We start from the raw sequence: 16,891 nt of genomic DNA, 5'->3' as shown, positions 1-16,891 counted from the left end.
TTGTACCATGAATCCATCGCTCCGACGAGTCGCCCTGCAAACCGTTAAAGCGCGGCGGCTAGCATCGTTAGGACCCCCAGGCCGAGCGACAGGGGTATGCGTAGTGCCATCCAGCCCGGCGGGGCGATGCCGCCGCGGACCAGGGCTCGGTCGACGAGCAGCGCGGCGATCAGGCTGATGCCGAGCACGACCAGCGAGGGGCCGGGCCAGCGCAGGCCGACCATCCAGGGCCAGGCGGTCACCAGCGCGACCAGCGAGGGCGCAACGCTGGCGAACCACAGCCAGCGCGGCGGCGAGTCGGTACGTGCGGCCAAGCCCCACCAGAGCCCGCCGAGGAAGCTCAGGATGATCGCGGCATAGGCGTACGCGATCGCCAGCGCGGAGAACCGGCTTTGCGGATCGCCGCTCAGCAGCAGCGCGACCGCCGCGAGTTGCGGGAGGAGGCCGCTCAGCCCGAGCAGCCGCGCGATCGGCGGGATGCCGCCGGTCGCGGTAGGTCGCTTGATCATCAGACGCGCGCGACCACGCCGGTAGCGACGACCGGGCCGGTCGGCAGGCCGGTCGGCGAGCCGCCGAGCGGCTCGACCGAGATCGCTAGCGTCGCGCCGGGGGTTATGCGACCGCGGTCGACGCCCTTGGGTGCCAGCGAGGTCGGACGGCCCGAGAGCAGGCCGAGCGAATGCGGCACGCCGTCGCCGCCGATCACCCAGAGCTGCGCGACGCGCGCGTCCGGAACGCCGGGGCCGGCCGCGACGCGGAGCGCGCCGTTTGCGGGATCGTACACTGCTGCAACCGGCGACTTCGCATCGCCGAGCATCGCGACGAGCACGCTAGTCGGCCGCGCGGCCGGTATTGAGGGGGCGATCGGTTGCGAGACGGGCACGGTCGGCTCCGGGCGGATCATGACGAACAGCAACAGCGAAGCGGCGATCGCGCTCGTGACGGCGGCGAGCGCGGGCCATGCGAAGCGGCTCGTTTGCGCGGGGGCTGGCGTTCCGTCGAGGCTGGCTTCGATCCGGGCGGCGAGATGCGGCGGCGCGGCGCGTTCGGGCCAAAGGTCGAACAGGACCGCCAAGCGCGACCGCCACCATTCGACCTGGGCGGCGAAACCGGGTTCGGCGAGCACGCGGCGCAGCGCTGCCCCGCGCTCCTCGCCTTCGAGCAGGCCGAGTGCGAGTTCGGCGGCGGCGACGTCCTCGGGCACGCCGGTGTCGGTGGTCGGATCAACCATCGAGGCAATCCTTCAGGCGGGCGAGGCCGCGGCGGACCCAGCTCTTCATCGTGCCCAGCGGCACGGCGCGCTTGATCGCGAGTTCGGCGTAGGTGATGCCGTCGAAGAACGCGGTCCGGATCGCGTCGCGCTGCTGCGGTTCGAGACCGTCGAGGCACTCGATCAGTTCACGCGACGACTCGCTAGCCAGCATCCCTGCCTCGGCACCCTCGCCGGGATCGGCGACGTCGGGCGCGTCGTCGAGCGGGCTCGTGCGGCGGACGCCCTGCGCGCGCTGCCAGTCGATGGCGCGGTTGCGCGCGATCGTCGCCAACCAGGTTATCGGGCTCGCGCGGCCGGGTTCCCAGGCACCGGCGCGTTTCCAGATCGTGAGATAGACCTCGTGCAGCACATCCTCCGCGGCTTGGGCGTTGCCACAGATACGGTGGGTGATCCCGAAAAGCTTCGCGCTGGTCAGCGTATAGAGTTCGCGAAACGCGTCGCGGTCCTCTTGCCCGGTGCGCAGGAGCACTTCTGAGAGGTGCGCGCGGGCGGCGTCGGCGTTGGCATGTGCGATAGTCACGCTCGGGAACCTAGCGGCTAAGTCCGTCGCGGCAATAGCCTTCGCCGGGCTTTACGGTGAGGCAGTCGGTTTTGCCGGCGAGATATTTGAGCCCGGTCGCGTCGCCGTTGGTCGGGCGCAGGGTTTCGCGGATGCCTTTGCGATCGAACGATATCGTGTCGCCGGCCGCGGTGCCGTCGAAATTGCCCTTGTTGTCGAGGTCCCACTGCATGGTGAGCGCGTAGTGACCAGGTGCCGCGGCTTGGGCGACGTCGAGAACCATGCCTTCTACGCCGATCCAGCGGCCGGTGTAGTCGGGCGCTCTGGGCTTTGGGGCAGCGACCTTGCGCTCGACCGATCCGGCGGAGGTCATGTTGCCGTCGCTGCTGGTATCGGGGGCGGGGCCGGAGCAGGCGGTCAGCGCGGCGGCGGCAAGCAGGGTGAGGGCCTTCATGAATGTCTCCTTCACGGTCTCGTTCGACGTAATTCCCGACCTTAACGCGTCATCCTGACGAAAGCGCCCGCGAACAGGTGTGGCAAATTCCGGCTTGGGGGGGTAGGGGGCTGGGCACCCGATCTCCCGTCACAGGAATACGCCAGGTGCGCATCGCCATCGCGTCCGATCACGCCGCCGTTTCGTTAAAAGCGGTGCTCGCAACATGGCTGCGCGAGGCGGGGCATGACGTACTCGATCTCGGGCCCGAGGGCACCGCCAGCGTCGATTATCCCGATTACGGGTTCAAGCTCGCGTCTGCGATCGCCGACGGTCGAGCCGAGCGCGGTATCGCGCTGTGCGGCTCCGGGATCGGTATTTCGATCGCTGCCAATCGCAATCCCGCCTGCCGCTGCGCGCTCGTGTCCGAACCGCTGTCGGCGAGCCTTGCGCGCATCCACAACGACGCCAACGCTATCGCGATGGGCGCCCGCCTGATCGGCGAGGAAATGGCCAAGGCGTGCGTCGAAGCTTTCCTGTCCGCCGATTTCGCTGGCGGCCGTCATCAACTCCGTGTCGACAAGTTAAAGGTCCCCGCATGAGCACTCAGCCCGAAGCCCTCCAGCGCGAACTCCACGACGTCCAGCCCGACGGCTTCTTTACGCGCGGCCTGGCCGATGCGGACGCTGCCGTATTCGCCGGCGTGGCCGCCGAACTGGAACGCGAGCAGACGCAGATCGAGCTGATCGCGTCGGAGAACATCGTCTCGAAGGCGGTGCTCGAGGCGCAGGGCTCGGTGTTCACGAACAAATACGCCGAGGGCTATCCGGGCAAGCGCTATTACCAGGGCTGCGCACCGTCGGACACGGTCGAGACGCTGGCGATCGAGCGCGCCAAGCAGATCTTCGGCTGCGGGTTCGTCAATGTGCAGCCGCATTCGGGCGCGCAGGCGAACGGCGCGGTGATGCTCGCGCTGGTCAAGCCCGGCGACACGATCCTCGGGATGAGCCTGGATGCGGGCGGTCACCTGACGCATGGCGCCAAGCCGGCGATGTCGGGCAAGTGGTTCAACGCGGTTCAGTACGGCGTCGATGCGACCACGCACCTGATCGACTACGACCAGGTCGAGGCGCTGGCGGTCGAGCACCAGCCGAAACTGATCATCGCGGGCGGCTCGGCCTACCCACGCGTCATCGACTTCGCGCGCTTCCGCGCGATCGCGGACAAGGTCGGCGCGTATTTCATGGTCGACATGGCGCATTTCGCCGGGATCGTCGCAGCGGGCCTGCACCCGACGCCGTTCGGTCACGCGCATGTCGTGACCACTACTACGCACAAGACGCTGCGGGGCCCGCGCGGTGGCATGATCATGACCAACGACGAGGCGCTGGCCAAGAAGATCAACTCGGCGGTGTTTCCGGGCCTGCAGGGCGGGCCGCTGATGCACGTGATCGCGGCGAAGGCGGTCGCGTTCGGCGAGGCGCTCCAGCCCGACTTCAAGAGCTACATCGCCGCAGTGGTCGAGAACGCGAAGGTGCTGGCGGCGACGCTCAAGGAGCGTGGCTCGGACGTCGTTTCGGGCGGCACCGACACGCATCTCGCGCTGATCGACCTCACGCCGCTGGGCATCACCGGCCGCGATGCGGACGAGGCGCTGGAGCGTGCGGGGATCACCTGCAACAAGAACGGCATCCCCAACGATCCGCTGCCGCCGGTCAAGACGAGCGGCATCCGCGTCGGTTCGCCCGCGGGCACGACGCGTGGCTTCGGTCCGGCGGAATTCCGCGAGATCGGCAACATGGTCGCCGACGTGCTGGACGGCCTCGCGAAAAAGGGCGAGCATGGGGACCCGGAAGTCGAGGCGGACGTTCGGACGCGTGTTCGTGCACTCTGCGCGCGCTTTCCGATCTATCAAGGATAAACAGCATGTCGAAGTTCGACGACGTCCAGAACGACATCAAGGCGACCCCCGGCCTCGGCAAGAGCATGGCCAAGTGGAGCGCGCTCGGCGCAGTCGTGGCGATCCCGGTGCCGGTGATCGGCCCGATCTTCGGCGCACTCGCAGGCGCGGGCTACGCCTACTACAAGGGCAAGAAGAAGGTCTGAATGCGCTGCCCCTTCTGCGGACATGAAGACAGCCAGGTAAAGGACAGCCGCCCCACCGAAGACGGGGCGGCGATCCGACGCCGGCGCCAGTGCGAAGGGTGCGCCGCGCGTTTCACGACGTTCGAGCGGATTCAGTTGCGCGAGCTGTTCGTGTTGAAGAGTGAGGGGCGCAGGGAGCCGTTCGAGCGGGAGAAGCTACTCAGGTCGCTGTCTATCGCGACCAGGAAGCGGGCGATCGAGGCGGGGCGGATCGAGAAGCTGGTGAGTGGGATCCAGCGGCGGCTGGAGACGCTGGGCGAGAACGACGTGACGTCGAAGCGGATCGGCGAGATGGTGATGGATGGGCTCAAGGGGCTCGATTCGGTCGCGTATATCCGGTTTGCGAGTGTTTATCGGGATTTTAGCGAGGCCAAGGACTTCGAGGCTTTTGCCGGCAGTGTGGAGGAGGTTGGGCGGGCGGAGTGATGCGCTCCCTTATTTGTCCTTCGATACGCGCTCTCGACTTCGCTCGCTCGCTACTTGGGACGAACGGGGTAGGGGAGTGGATGAGCGACAGTGGATCGGCGTGAGGCCCCATCCTCATCGGCGCATTCGTGCCCTCATACCCATTATAAAATAAGGCCCGTCACCCCCCCTCCCGTTCGTCCCGAGTAGACGTCGAGCTTGTCGAGACGGCGTATCGAGGGATAAGCCGCACCCATGACATTCTGGGCTTATGTGGTGCGTTGCGCCGACGACAGTTATTACACCGGACATACCGACGATCTCGAGCGAAGGATCGGCCAGCACAATCTTGGCGAAATCCCGGGGTATACGCAAACCCGGCGGCCAGTGACGCTGATGTGGAGCCAGGAATTTTCTTCGTGGCAGGAAGCGCTCGCGGCGGAGTTCCAGGTGAAGGACTGGTCGCGGAAGAAGAAGGAAGCGCTGTTCCGCGACGATTGGGCGGCGGTCTCGGCGGCGGCGAGGAAGCCTGAGCATTCCGAACCAGTCCCTCGATACGAGGTCTCGACAAGCTCGACCTCTACTCGGGACGAACGGAATGGGGAGGGCGAGCAGGCTGGTATGGGCAAGGAAGCGACGGTCGGTGTCTCGACCCCACCCCCCGTCATCGTCCTCGTCCGTCCCCAACTCGGCGAGAACATCGGCAAGGCGGCGCGCGCGATGCTCAACTTCGGGCTCACCGAAATGCGCCTCGTCTCCCCCAGAGACGGCTGGCCCAACCCCTCCGCCGGTCCCGCCGCCAGCGGTGCCGACATCGTGCTCCAGAACGCCAAGGTCTACGACAGCGTCGCCGCCGCCACCGCCGACTGCGCGCAGGTCTTCGCCACCACCGTCCGCAAGCGCGGCGTGACCAAGCCCGTCATCACCCCGGAACAGGCCGCGACCGAGATCCACGCCGCCCCCGGCCGATCCGCGATCCTGTTCGGGCCAGAACGCTCCGGCCTCGAAACTGACGACGTAGCGGTCGCGCGGACGATCATTACGGTGCCGATCAATCCGGAGTTCGGCTCGCTCAATCTCGCCCAGGCCGTGATCCTGGTCGCGTATGAATGGTCGAAGGGGCTCACCGCCGAGCGCGAGCTGTCGCAGCCGTCAATCAACCCGATCATGCCGCCTGCGCCGCAGGAGGAGCTCGACGGGATGATCGGGCAGCTCGATGCGATGCTGATGGGGGCGGGGTTCTTCCACCTGCCCGACAAGATGCAGTCGACGCGGCGGACTCTGCGCACGCTGCTGACGAAACCGGGCTGGTCGAGCCAGGAGATCAGGACCCTCCGCGGGGTGTTGTCGTCGCTGGCGGGGAAGAGGCCGCGAGCCTAGCGCCGGTCGAAGGCGGCGAGTTCGTAGGCGATCGAGGCTTCGACCAGGCGTTCCCACAGATCCGCGATCACGGCCTCCGGAACGCCCAGTCTCACCGCCTCGGCCCGCGCATTGTCGATCACCTGTGTCTTCCGATCCTCGTCCCGCACATGCCCACGCTCGGGCTTGATCCGCGCGGCGGCGTCCATGTACGCGAACCGCTTGGCGAGGAGAGCGACCAAGTCGCGGTCGAGCGCGTCGACGCCTGCGCGGACGTCGGTCATGGTGGTGCAATCTGGGCCGGGGAGAATGGTCATGCGCCGTCTCTTGCCGAGCCCCATCCGGCCTGTCCAGCTTGACTCTGGACCGCCCCCCGTCTAGGCGCCCGCCTTCGCAATGGCCCTGCACCCCGGTGAAGCGGTGGCCCTGCCCTGTCGGGACATCCGTCTCGTACAGCCAGCAGAGCGATACCGGGACCAACGTTGTTAGCATTTGCCAAGGACTTACTATGTCGAAGCGTCAAAGCGCGAAGTACAAACTCGATCGCCGTATGGGCGAGAACATCTGGGGTCGTCCCAAGTCGCCCGTCAACAAGCGCGAATACGGCCCGGGCCAGCACGGCCAGCGCCGCAAGGGCAAGGTCAGCGATTTCGGTATCCAGCTGCGCGCCAAGCAGAAGCTCAAGGGCTATTACGGCGACGTGACCGAGAAGCAGTTCCGTGCGTGCTACCACGAGGCTGCGCGTCTGAAGGGCGATACCTCGCAGAACCTGATCGGCCTGCTCGAGCAGCGCCTCGACATGATCGTCTACCGCGCCAAGTTCGCACCGACGATCTTCGCGGCCCGCCAGATCGTTTCGCACGGCCACATCCGCGTCAACGGCGTGAAGTGCAACATCGCCTCGCGTCGCTGCTTCGTCGGCGACGAGATCACGCTGGGCACCAAGGCGCAGGAAATGGCGCTGGTCATGGAAGCACAGAGCCTCGCCGAGCGTGAGATCCCCGACTATGTCGCGCCCGACGGCGCCGCCAAGGTCACCTTCACGCGCGTCCCGACGCTCGACGAAGTGCCTTACCCGGTGAAGATGGAACCGAACCTGGTCGTCGAGTTCTACTCGCGCTGATCTTTCGGTACGATCGATACGAGGAAAAGGGCGGTCCTGCGGGGCCGCCCTTTTTCGTTGCCCCGTGTCGCTTCGTGGACATGCGCGCCCGGCTTTGCCAGAACGCGCGCAACCAAACGGGGATATGACCATGCGCGCTGCCATCCTGCCTCTCCTGCTGCTCGGGACCGCTGCGTCCGCGCAGACTTCTCCCGCGATTTCGGTCGAGACGTTGAAGACCGTTACGCAGGTGCTGTCGTCGGACGCCTACGAGGGCCGCGCGCCGACTACGCCTGCGGAGGCTAAGACGGTCGCGTATATCGTCGAGCGGATGAAGGCGGCGGGGTTGAAGCCCGGCAACAAGGGGTCGTGGACGCAGGACGTCCCGATGGTCGAGATTACCGCGGGCAACGTCGCACCGTTCATCTTCACCGGCGGCAAGGCGCCCGTCAGCCTCGCGTACCGCACCGACATGGTTGCGGGGACGTACCGCTTGGCGCCCAAGTCCGCGGTGGCGAACAGCGATGTCGTGTTCGTGGGCTACGGCATCACCGCACCCGAAAAGGGCTGGGACGATTATGCCGGCACCGACGTGAAGGGGAAGACCGTGGTCATCCTCATCAACGACGCCGACTGGCAGACGATGTCGCGCGAGGGGCCTTTCGAGGGGCGCGCGATGACGTGGTACGGGCGCTGGCCGTACAAGTTCGAGAATGCGGCGAAGCACGGTGCTGCGGCGGCGATCATCGTCCATGATACCGAGCCGGCGGCATATCCGTGGGCGGTGGTGCAGTCGTCGTGGACCGGGCCGCAGCTCGAGTTGGACGAGAAGGGCGATCATCTCGACCAGTCGCAGATCGTCGGCTGGATGCAGAAGCCGGCGGCGGAGCGCGTGTTCGCGAGCGCGGGCAAGGATTACGCGACGCTGGCGGCGGCGGCGAAGGTGAAGGGGTTCAAGGCGGTACCGCTCGGGCTGAAGTTCGGCGGTGGGTTCGACAACACGATCAAGCGGCAGGCGTCGAAGAACGTCATCGGCGTGCTGCCGGGGACGGCGGCCCCCAATGATTATGTGATGTACTCCGCGCATTGGGATCATCTCGGGCGGTGCGACGCGGTCGATGGCGACGACATCTGCAACGGCGCTGCGGACAATGCGAGTGGGGTCGCCGGGCTAGTGGCGTTGGCGGAGGCTCAGGTGAAGGCGGGGCCGGCCAAGCGCTCGATCGCGTTCCTGGCGGTGACGGCGGAAGAGTCCGGGCTGCTCGGGTCGCGCTATTATGCCGAGCATCCGATCTATCCGCTCGCGCACACCGTCGGCGGCGTAAACATGGACGTGCTGAACGTCGATGGCCGCGCGAAGGACTTCGTGCTGACCGGTGCGGGGAAATCCGAGATCGAGGATCTGGTGAAGCCGTTCGTCGCTGCCGAGGGCCGGGTGATCGGTGTCGAGGCGAACCCGGAGCGCGGCGGCTATTACCGGTCGGATCACTTCAGTTTCGCCAAGCTGGGCGTACCGATGCTTGATGGCGGCAGCGGCGAGGACCTTGTCGTCGGTGGGACGGCTGCGGGACATGCGGCGCGCGAGGATTATGTCGCGCATCGCTATCACAAGCCGGCGGACGAATATGACGCGAAGTGGGACTGGTCGGGCGCGGTCGAGGACCTTACGATCTATTACGGGCTCGGGCGGAAACTCGCGGACGATACCAGTCTGTGGCCGAACTGGTATAAGACCGCCGAATTCCGCGGCATCCGTGACCGCGATCGCGCAGGAGCCAAGTAAGTGACCACGACCGTCTCTACCCCCGCCGAATGGGCGCACCACAAGGCCGTCTGGATCGGCTTTCCGAGCCATGCGGACCTGTGGCTTGAGGATCTCGAGCCCGCGCGGGACGAGGTCGTCGCGTTTGCCAAGGCTGTGCATGCGGATGGCAAGGGCGAGACGGTGATTCTGGTAGCCGCCGATGTCGGTTCGGCGACGACGGCGAAGCGTCTTGCCCCGTTCGCGGACGTGGTGGTCGAGTCGTTCGGCGACATCTGGTTGCGCGATACCGCGCCGATCATCGTCGGCGACGGTAGCGCGCGGGACTTCCGGTTCAACGGCTGGGGCGGGAAGTACGACCTGCCCGGCGACGACACGATCGGCCAGCGGCTGGCGGAAAGCCGGCACAAGCGGGTCGAGGCGTGCGACTGGGTGCTCGAAGGCGGCGCAATCGATGGCGATGGCACCGGGACGGTCGTCACGACGCAGCAGTGCCTGCTCAACCGCAACCGCAATCCGTCGCTGAGCAAGGCGGAGATCGAGACGCGGCTGGCGTCCGATCTCGGTTACACTCGCGTGGTGTGGCTGGGCGACGGGCTGGTCAACGATCACACCGACGGCCATGTCGACAATCTCGCGCGGTTCGTCGGCAAGGGGCGCGTGGCGATCCCAAAGGCGACCGACAACGATCCGAACTGGCAGGTGTACCAGAACGCCGCGCGGGATGCCGAGGCGGCCGGGCTGGAGGTCGTGACGATCCCGTCACCGGGCCGCGTGCTGCGCGACGAGGAGGTCGTGCCGGCCAGCTACATGAACTTCTACATCGGCAATGCCGCGGTGGTGGTGCCGCTGTACGGCGCCGAGAACGACGCCGCGGCGGTGGCAGCGATCCAGGCGCTGTTCCCGGACCGCGAGGTCGTCGGCCAGCGCGCGGATCATATCCTGACCGGGGGCGGAAGCTTCCACTGCATCTCGCAGCAGATCCCGGGGTAGGTCCCCTACAGCCGTTCGTCCTGAGTAGCTGTCGAGTAGCTCCGCAAGGAGCGTATCGAGACGGCGTATCGAAGGACAGGTTGGCGCGCGGAACCTGCACCTCGATACGAGCCCTCGATACGCCCAAGCCGGCTACGCGGTCTCTACTCGGCACGAACGGTATGGGAGTTGTCGTGTTTGCCTGGTCCCCTGAACTAACCACCACCCCGGCGAAGGCCGGGGGCCAATTGAGGGACGTAGCTAACGGAAGACCGTCCTTCGTTACTCCAACCTTTCCAATTGGGCCCCGGCCTTCGCCGGGGTGGTACTATGAGGGCGAGTTCAGCGGCTCCAGCGGGCCCAGATTGCCGTCGGCAATACCAGGCCGCGCGCTTCTTCGCGGACGCCGAGTTCGCCGACTTCGACCTTGCCAGGCAGATCCGCGAACACCTGGTTCAGCAACTCGCCGATCGCTAGCGCAGACATCCGGACCGCGTAGACCGTCAGGAACAGGAAGCGCGAGTTCTCGTCGAGCAGCTTCCGGCAATCGGCGATCAGCTTTGGCAAGTCTTCCTCTAGGCGCCAGACCTCGCCCTCGGGACCGCGCCCGTATTTCGGCGGATCGAGCAGGATTCCATCATACCGCCGCCCCCGCCGCACCTCACGCGCGACGAACTTCGCCGCATCATCCGTCATCCAGCGGATCGGCGCATCGGCCATGCCCGACAATTTCGCGTTGGCCTTGGCCGCCTCGACCGACTTCTTCGACGCATCAACGTGGACCATGCGGACGCCCTTGGTCGCCATCGCCAGCGTGCCGACGCCGGTATAGCCGAACAGGTTCATGCATTCGGGCGAGTCGAGCCCGGCGACGCGCTCGCGCATCCAGTTCCACACCGGCGCCATGTCGGGGAAGAAGCCGAGATGGCGGAACGGGGTGGTCTGCGCGGTGTACGACACCTCGTTCCACTTGAGCGTCCAGCCTTCGCGGGGGACGGGCTCGGAGAATTCCCAGCGGCCGCCGCCGTCTTCGTCGGAGCCGGGGACGAATTCGCCCTGCGCCTGCCAGTCGGTCGAGGCGGGGGCCCACATCGCCTGCGGCTCGGGGCGGATGAAGCGGAAGCGGCCGTAGCGTTCGAGCTTCTTGCCGTGGCCGGAGTCGATCAGGCCGTAATCCGCCCAGGGTTCGCCGATGAGGGTATGCAATTTCATGCCGACGGCTTCGCGCGCTCGGTGATGTAGGCGGTGATCGCTTCGAACGTCGCGGGCAGCGTGGCGTAGCGTTCCTCGCGGTCGAACAGGTCGCCGACGCGGGTGGGAAGCGAGGGACGGACGCCGGTCGCGCGCTCGACCGCGTCGCCGAACTTGGCGGGGTGCGCGGTGGCGAGCGTCACGACGGGGACGCCCGCCGGAACTTCGGTACGCAGCGCAGCCGCGAGGCCGATCGCGGTGTGCGGGTCGATCACTTGGCCGGCGTGCTCGTGCGCCCAGCGCATCGCCAGTGTCATGTCGTCGAGGTCGATGCGCTCGCTCTGGAAGAGGGCGGAGGCGCCCTGTGACTGTGCGTTGGTCAGGCGCATGGCCCCGGAGGATTCGAAGCCGGCCATCTGGGCGGCGAGCGCTGCGCCATCGCGGTCGCCGAGGTCGAACAACAGGCGTTCGAAGTTCGAGCTCACCTGGATATCCATCGACGGGGTCGGGGTCTGCTGGACACCGCCCTTTGAATAATCGCCGGTGCTGAGCGCGCGATGGAGGATGTCGTTGACGTTGGTCGCGACCACCAGCTTGGCGACTGGGAGGCCCATCTTCGCCGCGACATAGCCGGCGAACACGTCGCCGAAATTGCCGGTCGGGACCGCGAACGCGACTTCGCGATCGGGCGCGCCGAGGCGGACGGCGGCGTAGAAGAAATACACCACCTGCGCCATCAGGCGGGCCCAGTTGATCGAATTGACCGCGGACAGCGCGAACTTGGTCGAGAAGGCGCGGTCGTTGAACATCGCCTTCACGAGTGCCTGCGCGTCGTCGAAGCTGCCTTCGATCGCGATGTTGTAGACGTTGGGGCTGAGCACCGAGGTCATCTGGCGGCGCTGCACGTCGGAGATGCGGCCGACCGGGTGGAGCATGAAGATGTCGATGCCCTCGCGCCCCGCGACCGCGTCGATCGCCGCCGAGCCGGTGTCGCCACTGGTCGCGCCGACGATCGTCAGGCGCTTGTCCGTGCCGGCGAGGAAGCGCTCGAAGAAGAGGCCAAGCAGCTGGAGCGCGACGTCCTTGAACGCGAGCGTCGGGCCGTGGAAGAGTTCGAGCAGCCACTGGTCGTGGTCGAGCTGCACGAGCGGGACGACTGCGGCGTGCGAGAATCGGCTATAGGCTTGTTCGCAGAGCGCCTTCAGTTCCTCGCGCGTCATCGCGTCGCCGACGAACGGGGCCATCACGGCGACCGCGGTGTCGACGTACGACAGGCCCGCGAGTGCGGCGATCTCGTCGCGAGTCATCGTCGGCCACGCGTCGGGGAGGTAGAGACCGCCATCGGAGGCGAGGCCGGCGAGCGTTGCCGCTTCGAAATCGAGGATCGGCGCCGAGCCGCGGGTGCTGATGTAACGCATGTTCCGTCGGTTAGCGGGCTGAGCGGAAGGGAACAAGCTACGCGCTTTCCGTTTTCCTGCGAACGCAGGAATCCAGGGTTACGGAGCAATGCGCGCGGTACCCTGGACTCCTGCGTTCGCAGGAGAACGGCTAGCGAGGGCGTCGGCGGAGCGCGAGGGTGTAGATGATCGCGGCGATGGCAGCGAAGAAGAACCATTGGCCGGCGTAAGCGAGGTGGTTGTTCGGGACCGAGGCGATGTCAGGTTTACCGTTGGGGTTGAGCCCCGCCTGCGGCGTGTCCGCGACCAGCATCAGGCGTTGCGGCGTGTGATCGAACAGCGATCCGATCAGCGAACGGCCGTCGGGGGCGTGGCTGATGAAGCCGGAGACTTCGCCGCCTGCCCAGGCGACCTTGGCCATCGGGTCGCGTGTCGTGCCGAGCTGGACGATCATGCCGGGGCCTTCTGCGCCCGTCTTGCATTCGGCGATCGCGCGGAAACCGGACTTGCCGGCGCCGGCGAGCTTGATGGCGGTCGGCTGGAGGCAGAGGCCCGAGGCGCGACGGAAGAGCAGCGCTTCGTCGGGGAAGCGCGGGAACGCCATTGGCGGCTTGGCGGGATTGGCGGCGAGCTGCGCGAGGAACGCTTCCTTTTTCGGGAGGCGGTCGAGGAGTTGCCACAGGCCGAGGCCGATCATCGCCGCGATCGCGAGCGTGACGAGGATTGTCGGGATTATCGGAATGCGTCGGGTCACGGGTCGATTCGGCCTTCGCGGGCTGCGTTGCGGTATTCGGCGGACATGAGCGCGCCCTTGGCTGCTCGGAGCGAGAGGACAACTCCGCCGGCGGTGAAGGGGATCCAGATCAGCATGTGGAGCCAGAGTGGCGGGTGGACCTTGAGTTCGAGCGTGATCGCGAGCGCTACGACGAGCGCGCCGAGGATCAGGGTCAGGAAGGCGGCGGGGCCGTCGCCGACGTTAAACTTGCTGAAGTCGAGCCCGCAGTTCGGGCAACGGTCGGCGAAGTTGGACCATTTGGCGAAGAGCGTGGGCTTGCCGCAGCGGGGGCACAGGCCTTTGAGCGCGACCTGGGCGATCGTGGGGGCGTTGGCGAGCGGGTAGGGATCTTCGGTCATGGGGTCAGCTTTCCCGCCCGTAAAATCCGGGTACGCCAGAAGCTTGTTTCCCCGCGAAGGCGGGGATCCAGACTGGGCTCCCGCCTTCGCGGGAGAACAAGGGGAGGGAATAGGCTTGAATCAGTGCTGTGCCATTCGCCACCACCCCGGCGGAGGCCGGGGCCCAATTGGGGGACGTTGCCAACGGAGGACCGCGCTTCGTTACCGCAACCTCACCAATTGGGCCCCGGCCTTCGCCGGGGTGGTAAGTAGTAACCCTCAACCCCCGTGGACGGGGGCACCCCAGCCGCCCCAGACGTAGACGGTGACGAACAGGAACAGCCACACGACGTCGACGAAGTGCCAGTACCACGCCGCCGCCTCGAAGCCGAAATGCTGGCGCGGGGTGAAGTCGCCGCGGTACGCGCGGACCAGGCAGACGATCAGGAAAATCGTGCCGATCAGGACGTGGAAGCCGTGGAAGCCGGTCGCCATGAAGAACGAGGCGCCGTAGTTGATGCCCTTGAACGGGAACGGCGCGTGGACGTATTCATAAGCCTGGATCGAGCTGAACAGCGCGCCGAGGATTACCGTCAGCCACAGGCCCTTGAGCACGCCGTCGCGGTTGCCGACGCCGATCAGGCCCCAGGCGCCGGTCTTCTCGCCGCCGCGCTGGTTGTGGATCAGCGCATGGTGGGCCCAGGTCACCGTAGTGCCCGACGTCAGCAGGATCAGCGTGTTGAGCAGCGGCAGTTCGAACGGGTTGATCACCGTCAGGCCCTTGGGCGGCCACTGCGCGACGATCGCCGCACCGCCTTCGACCGCACGCGTGACGCTGCCGTCGGCATAGGTCATCGCGGTCGGGAACAGCGAGAAGTCGAAGAACGCCCAGAACCAGCCGACGAAGAACATCACTTCGGAGGCGATGAACAGGATCATGCCGTAGCGGAAATGGAGCTGGACGACCGGCGTGTGATCGCCGGCATGCGCTTCCTTGATGACCTGCGCCCACCAGCTGTAGAAGGTGAAGAGCAGCCCGGTCAGGCCGATGAAGAAGATCCAGCCGCCGCCGTTTGGCTTGTCGATATGACCGCCGTGCATCCACATGATGCCGCCGACCGCCATGATCAGCGCCGAGAACGAGCCGACCAGCGGCCAGATGCTCGGCGGCAGGATGTGGTAATCATGGTTCTTGGCGCCGGCCATCGGTACTCCCCTATGTTCTTTGGCAGCGTTCTAGCTGGCTGTTTTGGCAGAATCCACCGGGTAAAACGTGTAGCTCAGCGTGATCGTCTGGATATCGGCCGCATCCGGGTCCGTCAGGATCTTCGGATCGACGAAGAAGATCACCGGCATCCGCGCGGTCTCGCCGGGTTTCAGCGTTTGCTGCGTGAAGCAGAAGCACTGGATCTTGGTGAAATACTTGCCGGCCTGCGCGGGCTGGACGTTGAACGTCGCGGTGCCGGTGAGCGGCTTGTCCGAGGTGTTCGTAGCGGTGAAGAACGCCATGTCGCGCGCGCCGACGTCGATCGTGTCGGAGCGATTCTCGGGCAAGAACTTCCACGGCAGCTTGGGGCTGACGTTCGTGTCGAAGTCGACCGTGATCTGATGGTTGACCGCGCCGGGGGCGGCCAGCCCGCGGTTGGTGGTGCCATTGAGGCCGGTCGCGGCGCAGAACAGCCGGTAGAGCGGGACGCTGGCCCAGGCGAGCCCGGTCATGAAGCAGATGAAGAGCACCGCGAGCGCCGCGGTACGGTTGGTGCGCGACATGGCCTTCCAGCCGGCCATCAGTGAGGCATGCCTGCGCGGATCTTGGCGATCGAGATCGCGAAGACGAGGATTACGAATGCACCCAGCAGGAGCGCCATGACGCGGGCGCGACCGCGTTGGCGACTGCGGATCAGGTCGGGATCGGGGATGCTCATGCGAACCACCGGTCGACGACCAGCGCGCCGAACATCACGAACAGATACAGGATCGAGTATTTGAACAAGGCCTTCTCCGGTTTCATCGCATCGTCGACATGCGTGGTGCGCTTCGCGACGCGGACGGCGAGCAACGCGAACCAGCCGGTCAGCAGGACGGCCGCGACGCCGTAGATCGCACCCGTCAACCCGAGCGGCCAGGGCAGGATCGCGACCGCCGCCATCGGGATCGTGTAGAGCCCGATCTGCGTCCGCGTCGTCCGCTCGCCCGACACGACGGGGAGCATCGGCACGCCCGCGGCGGCGTAATCGCTCTTCATGAACAGCGCGAGCGCCCAGAAATGCGGCGGCGTCCACAGGAACACGAACAGGAACAGCAGGACGGGCAGCAGCGCGATGTCGCCGGTCGCCGCGGCCCAGCCGATCAGTGGCGGGAACGCACCCGCGGCGCCGCCGATGACGATGTTCTGGGGCGTGCGGCGTTTTAGCCAGACCGTGTAGACAAGGACGTAGAACAGGATTGAGACGGTCAGGATCGCCGCGGCGACCGCGTTGACCGCAAATCCCATGAACAGGACCGAGAACGCGCCTAAGCCTACGCCGAAATGGAGGGCGGCCTGGCGTTCCATCCGACCATCGGGGAGCGGGCGTTTCTGCGTGCGGCGCATGACCGCGTCGATGTCCGACTCGTACCATTGGTTGAGCGCACCCGCCGCGCCCGCGCCGAGAGCGATGCAGAGGATCGCGGTGAAGCCGATCACCGGGTGCACGCCCACGGGGGCGGCGAGCATGCCGCAAAGGCCAGTGAAGACGACGAGCGTCATCACGCGCGGCTTGGTCAGCGCAAGGAAATCGCGCCAATGCGCCGGTGGCAGGAGGGGGGTGGCGGGAGTCATGGTTCGGGTACGCTATACGCGGTGGAAAGGCCTGAGGAAAGCGGCGTGGCTGGGTGGCGCGCGCATGCTCCTGGTCATGGGGATGCTAAGATGCGCGTTCTACCACCGTCACCCCCCCCCGCCGTCACCCCCGCCGTCACCCCAGCGAAAGCTGGGGTCTCCCGCGTTGGGCGATACGAGAGTCCCACGATGAGACCCCAGCTTTCGCTGGGGTGACGGAAGGGGGGTGAGCCACGTGAGTCCCTCCTGCTCCTTGTTCTCCCGCGAAGGCGGGAGCCCAGGCTGGGTCCCCGCCTTCGCGGGGAAACAGGGTGGGCTGGGGGCGGTCATTTAACGAGAAAACGCCCCGGGTTTCCCCGAGGCGTTCTCTGGCTTGGCTGGCCCCGACACGGGAGCAAGTCCCGTGTCGTCGGACGCGG

21 protein-coding genes are annotated in these 16,891 nt (G+C 66.5%); 8 read left to right on the top strand and 13 right to left on the bottom strand.

Annotated elements, in window-relative coordinates; genetic code table 11:
• Nucleotides 1-44: 44 nt before the first annotated feature.
• From O6X71_RS16740 to O6X71_RS16725, 4 genes are read right to left on the bottom strand one after another with little or no spacing between them, the layout of a single operon-like run.
• Nucleotides 45-509 (bottom strand): DUF3429 domain-containing protein, encoded by a 465-nt coding sequence (locus O6X71_RS16740; protein WP_353466881.1) that lies wholly within the window; start codon nt 507-509, stop codon nt 45-47.
• A complete protein-coding gene (locus tag O6X71_RS16735) occupies nt 509-1,231 on the bottom strand; it encodes an anti-sigma factor (protein WP_353466880.1) in 723 nt (240 codons plus the stop codon). Before O6X71_RS16735 ends, O6X71_RS16740 begins: the two co-directional genes overlap by 1 nt.
• Nucleotides 1,224-1,793 carry a sigma-70 family RNA polymerase sigma factor gene (locus O6X71_RS16730; RefSeq protein WP_353443280.1) on the bottom strand — a complete coding sequence of 190 codons (570 nt, stop codon included), beginning with the start codon at nt 1,791-1,793 and terminating at the stop codon, nt 1,224-1,226. The genes O6X71_RS16735 and O6X71_RS16730 overlap by 8 nt, the downstream gene beginning before the upstream one ends.
• A 10-nt stretch (nt 1,794-1,803) precedes the next feature.
• Nucleotides 1,804-2,226, bottom strand: a complete 423-nt coding sequence (locus O6X71_RS16725; protein WP_353466879.1) for a hypothetical protein — start codon at nt 2,224-2,226, stop codon at nt 1,804-1,806.
• Nucleotides 2,227-2,372: 146 nt separating this feature from the next.
• Here O6X71_RS16725 and rpiB point away from each other — a divergent pair, with 146 nt between their 5' ends.
• The 5 genes from rpiB to O6X71_RS16700 all read left to right on the top strand — a co-directional run bounded on the left by rpiB (nt 2,373) and on the right by O6X71_RS16700 (nt 6,135).
• Nucleotides 2,373-2,807, top strand: coding sequence for a ribose 5-phosphate isomerase B (gene rpiB / locus O6X71_RS16720; protein WP_353466878.1), 435 nt, complete (start codon nt 2,373-2,375; stop codon nt 2,805-2,807).
• The gene (locus O6X71_RS16715) at nt 2,804-4,126 is read left to right on the top strand and encodes a serine hydroxymethyltransferase (protein ID WP_353466877.1); all 1,323 of its coding nucleotides are present in this window, start codon (nt 2,804-2,806) and stop codon (nt 4,124-4,126) included. Before rpiB ends, O6X71_RS16715 begins: the two co-directional genes overlap by 4 nt.
• Before the next feature lie 5 nt (nt 4,127-4,131).
• A complete protein-coding gene (locus O6X71_RS16710) occupies nt 4,132-4,311 on the top strand; it encodes a hypothetical protein (protein WP_056053298.1) in 180 nt (59 codons plus the stop codon).
• Nucleotides 4,312-4,776 (top strand): transcriptional regulator NrdR, encoded by a 465-nt coding sequence (nrdR, locus tag O6X71_RS16705; protein WP_353466876.1) that lies wholly within the window; start codon nt 4,312-4,314, stop codon nt 4,774-4,776. It abuts the gene before it with no gap.
• A gap of 234 nt (nt 4,777-5,010) precedes the next feature.
• Nucleotides 5,011-6,135, top strand: a complete 1,125-nt coding sequence (locus O6X71_RS16700) for a TrmH family RNA methyltransferase (RefSeq protein ID WP_353466875.1) — start codon at nt 5,011-5,013, stop codon at nt 6,133-6,135.
• Here the strand turns inward: O6X71_RS16700 and O6X71_RS16695 are convergent.
• Nucleotides 6,132-6,431 carry a chorismate mutase gene (locus tag O6X71_RS16695; RefSeq protein WP_353466873.1) on the bottom strand — a complete coding sequence of 100 codons (300 nt, stop codon included), beginning with the start codon at nt 6,429-6,431 and terminating at the stop codon, nt 6,132-6,134. The two genes, O6X71_RS16700 and O6X71_RS16695, sit on opposite strands and share 4 nt — an antisense overlap.
• 191 nt (nt 6,432-6,622) lie before the next feature.
• Between O6X71_RS16695 and rpsD the strand changes: the two genes are divergently transcribed.
• From rpsD to O6X71_RS16680, 3 genes are all read left to right on the top strand, one after another.
• Nucleotides 6,623-7,237: a 30S ribosomal protein S4 gene (gene rpsD / locus O6X71_RS16690; protein ID WP_121886315.1), complete on the top strand. Its 615-nt coding sequence runs from the start codon at nt 6,623-6,625 to the stop codon at nt 7,235-7,237.
• 130 nt (nt 7,238-7,367) lie between these two features.
• Nucleotides 7,368-8,999: a M28 family peptidase gene (locus tag O6X71_RS16685; protein ID WP_353466872.1), complete on the top strand. Its 1,632-nt coding sequence runs from the start codon at nt 7,368-7,370 to the stop codon at nt 8,997-8,999.
• Nucleotides 9,000-9,971, top strand: a complete 972-nt coding sequence (locus O6X71_RS16680) for an agmatine deiminase family protein (RefSeq protein WP_353466871.1) — start codon at nt 9,000-9,002, stop codon at nt 9,969-9,971.
• Nucleotides 9,972-10,292: 321 nt separating this feature from the next.
• On the opposite strand, the gene O6X71_RS16675 is transcribed toward O6X71_RS16680, so the two are convergent.
• The 8 genes from O6X71_RS16675 to O6X71_RS16640 form a co-directional block, all read right to left on the bottom strand.
• Nucleotides 10,293-11,162: a class I SAM-dependent methyltransferase gene (locus tag O6X71_RS16675; protein WP_353466870.1), complete on the bottom strand. Its 870-nt coding sequence runs from the start codon at nt 11,160-11,162 to the stop codon at nt 10,293-10,295.
• Nucleotides 11,159-12,559, bottom strand: a complete 1,401-nt coding sequence (thrC, locus tag O6X71_RS16670; RefSeq protein WP_353466869.1) for a threonine synthase — start codon at nt 12,557-12,559, stop codon at nt 11,159-11,161. The genes O6X71_RS16675 and thrC overlap by 4 nt, the downstream gene beginning before the upstream one ends.
• 130 nt (nt 12,560-12,689) lie before the next feature.
• Complete coding sequence (locus tag O6X71_RS16665) at nt 12,690-13,292, bottom strand: SURF1 family cytochrome oxidase biogenesis protein (RefSeq protein ID WP_353466868.1); 603 nt, start codon at nt 13,290-13,292, stop codon at nt 12,690-12,692.
• Nucleotides 13,289-13,672 (bottom strand): DUF983 domain-containing protein, encoded by a 384-nt coding sequence (locus O6X71_RS16660; RefSeq protein WP_107964468.1) that lies wholly within the window; start codon nt 13,670-13,672, stop codon nt 13,289-13,291. The genes O6X71_RS16665 and O6X71_RS16660 overlap by 4 nt, the downstream gene beginning before the upstream one ends.
• Before the next feature lie 258 nt (nt 13,673-13,930).
• On the bottom strand, nt 13,931-14,857 hold the full coding sequence (locus tag O6X71_RS16655) for a cytochrome c oxidase subunit 3 (RefSeq protein ID WP_353466867.1): 927 nt from the start codon (nt 14,855-14,857) through the stop codon (nt 13,931-13,933).
• A 30-nt stretch (nt 14,858-14,887) separates the two neighbouring features.
• A complete protein-coding gene (locus tag O6X71_RS16650) occupies nt 14,888-15,439 on the bottom strand; it encodes a cytochrome c oxidase assembly protein (RefSeq protein ID WP_353466865.1) in 552 nt (183 codons plus the stop codon).
• The gene (locus O6X71_RS16645; protein WP_165895280.1) at nt 15,439-15,576 is read right to left on the bottom strand and encodes a hypothetical protein; all 138 of its coding nucleotides are present in this window, start codon (nt 15,574-15,576) and stop codon (nt 15,439-15,441) included. The genes O6X71_RS16650 and O6X71_RS16645 overlap by 1 nt, the downstream gene beginning before the upstream one ends.
• Complete coding sequence (locus tag O6X71_RS16640) at nt 15,573-16,472, bottom strand: heme o synthase (protein WP_353466862.1); 900 nt, start codon at nt 16,470-16,472, stop codon at nt 15,573-15,575. Before O6X71_RS16640 ends, O6X71_RS16645 begins: the two co-directional genes overlap by 4 nt.
• Between the last annotated feature and the right edge of the window lie 419 nt (nt 16,473-16,891).

The organism is Sphingomonas faeni (genome assembly GCF_040407505.1).
GTDB classification, from domain to species: Bacteria; Pseudomonadota; Alphaproteobacteria; order Sphingomonadales; family Sphingomonadaceae; genus Sphingomonas; species Sphingomonas faeni_E.
Note: the sequence above shows the minus strand (reverse complement) of the source record. Positions and strands in the feature narration are given on the sequence as shown.

Bases quoted from the DNA above. Each gene is read 5' to 3' on its own strand.
- O6X71_RS16660 (WP_107964468.1), bottom strand. From the start codon at position 13,672: ATGACCGAAGATCCCTACCCGCTCGCCAACGCCCCCACGATCGCCCAG.
- nrdR (WP_353466876.1), top strand. From the start codon at position 4,312: ATGCGCTGCCCCTTCTGCGGACATGAAGACAGCCAGGTAAAGGACAGC.
- O6X71_RS16710 (WP_056053298.1), top strand. From the start codon at position 4,132: ATGTCGAAGTTCGACGACGTCCAGAACGACATCAAGGCGACCCCCGGC.
- O6X71_RS16735 (WP_353466880.1), bottom strand. From the start codon at position 1,231: ATGGTTGATCCGACCACCGACACCGGCGTGCCCGAGGACGTCGCCGCC.
- O6X71_RS16715 (WP_353466877.1), top strand. From the start codon at position 2,804: ATGAGCACTCAGCCCGAAGCCCTCCAGCGCGAACTCCACGACGTCCAG.
- O6X71_RS16675 (WP_353466870.1), bottom strand. From the start codon at position 11,162: ATGAAATTGCATACCCTCATCGGCGAACCCTGGGCGGATTACGGCCTG.
- O6X71_RS16700 (WP_353466875.1), top strand. From the start codon at position 5,011: ATGACATTCTGGGCTTATGTGGTGCGTTGCGCCGACGACAGTTATTAC.
- rpsD (WP_121886315.1), top strand. From the start codon at position 6,623: ATGTCGAAGCGTCAAAGCGCGAAGTACAAACTCGATCGCCGTATGGGC.
- O6X71_RS16725 (WP_353466879.1), bottom strand. From the start codon at position 2,226: ATGAAGGCCCTCACCCTGCTTGCCGCCGCCGCGCTGACCGCCTGCTCC.
- O6X71_RS16645 (WP_165895280.1), bottom strand. From the start codon at position 15,576: ATGAGCATCCCCGATCCCGACCTGATCCGCAGTCGCCAACGCGGTCGC.
- thrC (WP_353466869.1), bottom strand. From the start codon at position 12,559: ATGCGTTACATCAGCACCCGCGGCTCGGCGCCGATCCTCGATTTCGAA.
- O6X71_RS16695 (WP_353466873.1), bottom strand. From the start codon at position 6,431: ATGACCATTCTCCCCGGCCCAGATTGCACCACCATGACCGACGTCCGC.
- O6X71_RS16640 (WP_353466862.1), bottom strand. From the start codon at position 16,472: ATGACTCCCGCCACCCCCCTCCTGCCACCGGCGCATTGGCGCGATTTC.
- O6X71_RS16740 (WP_353466881.1), bottom strand. From the start codon at position 509: ATGATCAAGCGACCTACCGCGACCGGCGGCATCCCGCCGATCGCGCGG.
- O6X71_RS16655 (WP_353466867.1), bottom strand. From the start codon at position 14,857: ATGGCCGGCGCCAAGAACCATGATTACCACATCCTGCCGCCGAGCATC.
- O6X71_RS16650 (WP_353466865.1), bottom strand. From the start codon at position 15,439: ATGGCCGGCTGGAAGGCCATGTCGCGCACCAACCGTACCGCGGCGCTC.
- O6X71_RS16685 (WP_353466872.1), top strand. From the start codon at position 7,368: ATGCGCGCTGCCATCCTGCCTCTCCTGCTGCTCGGGACCGCTGCGTCC.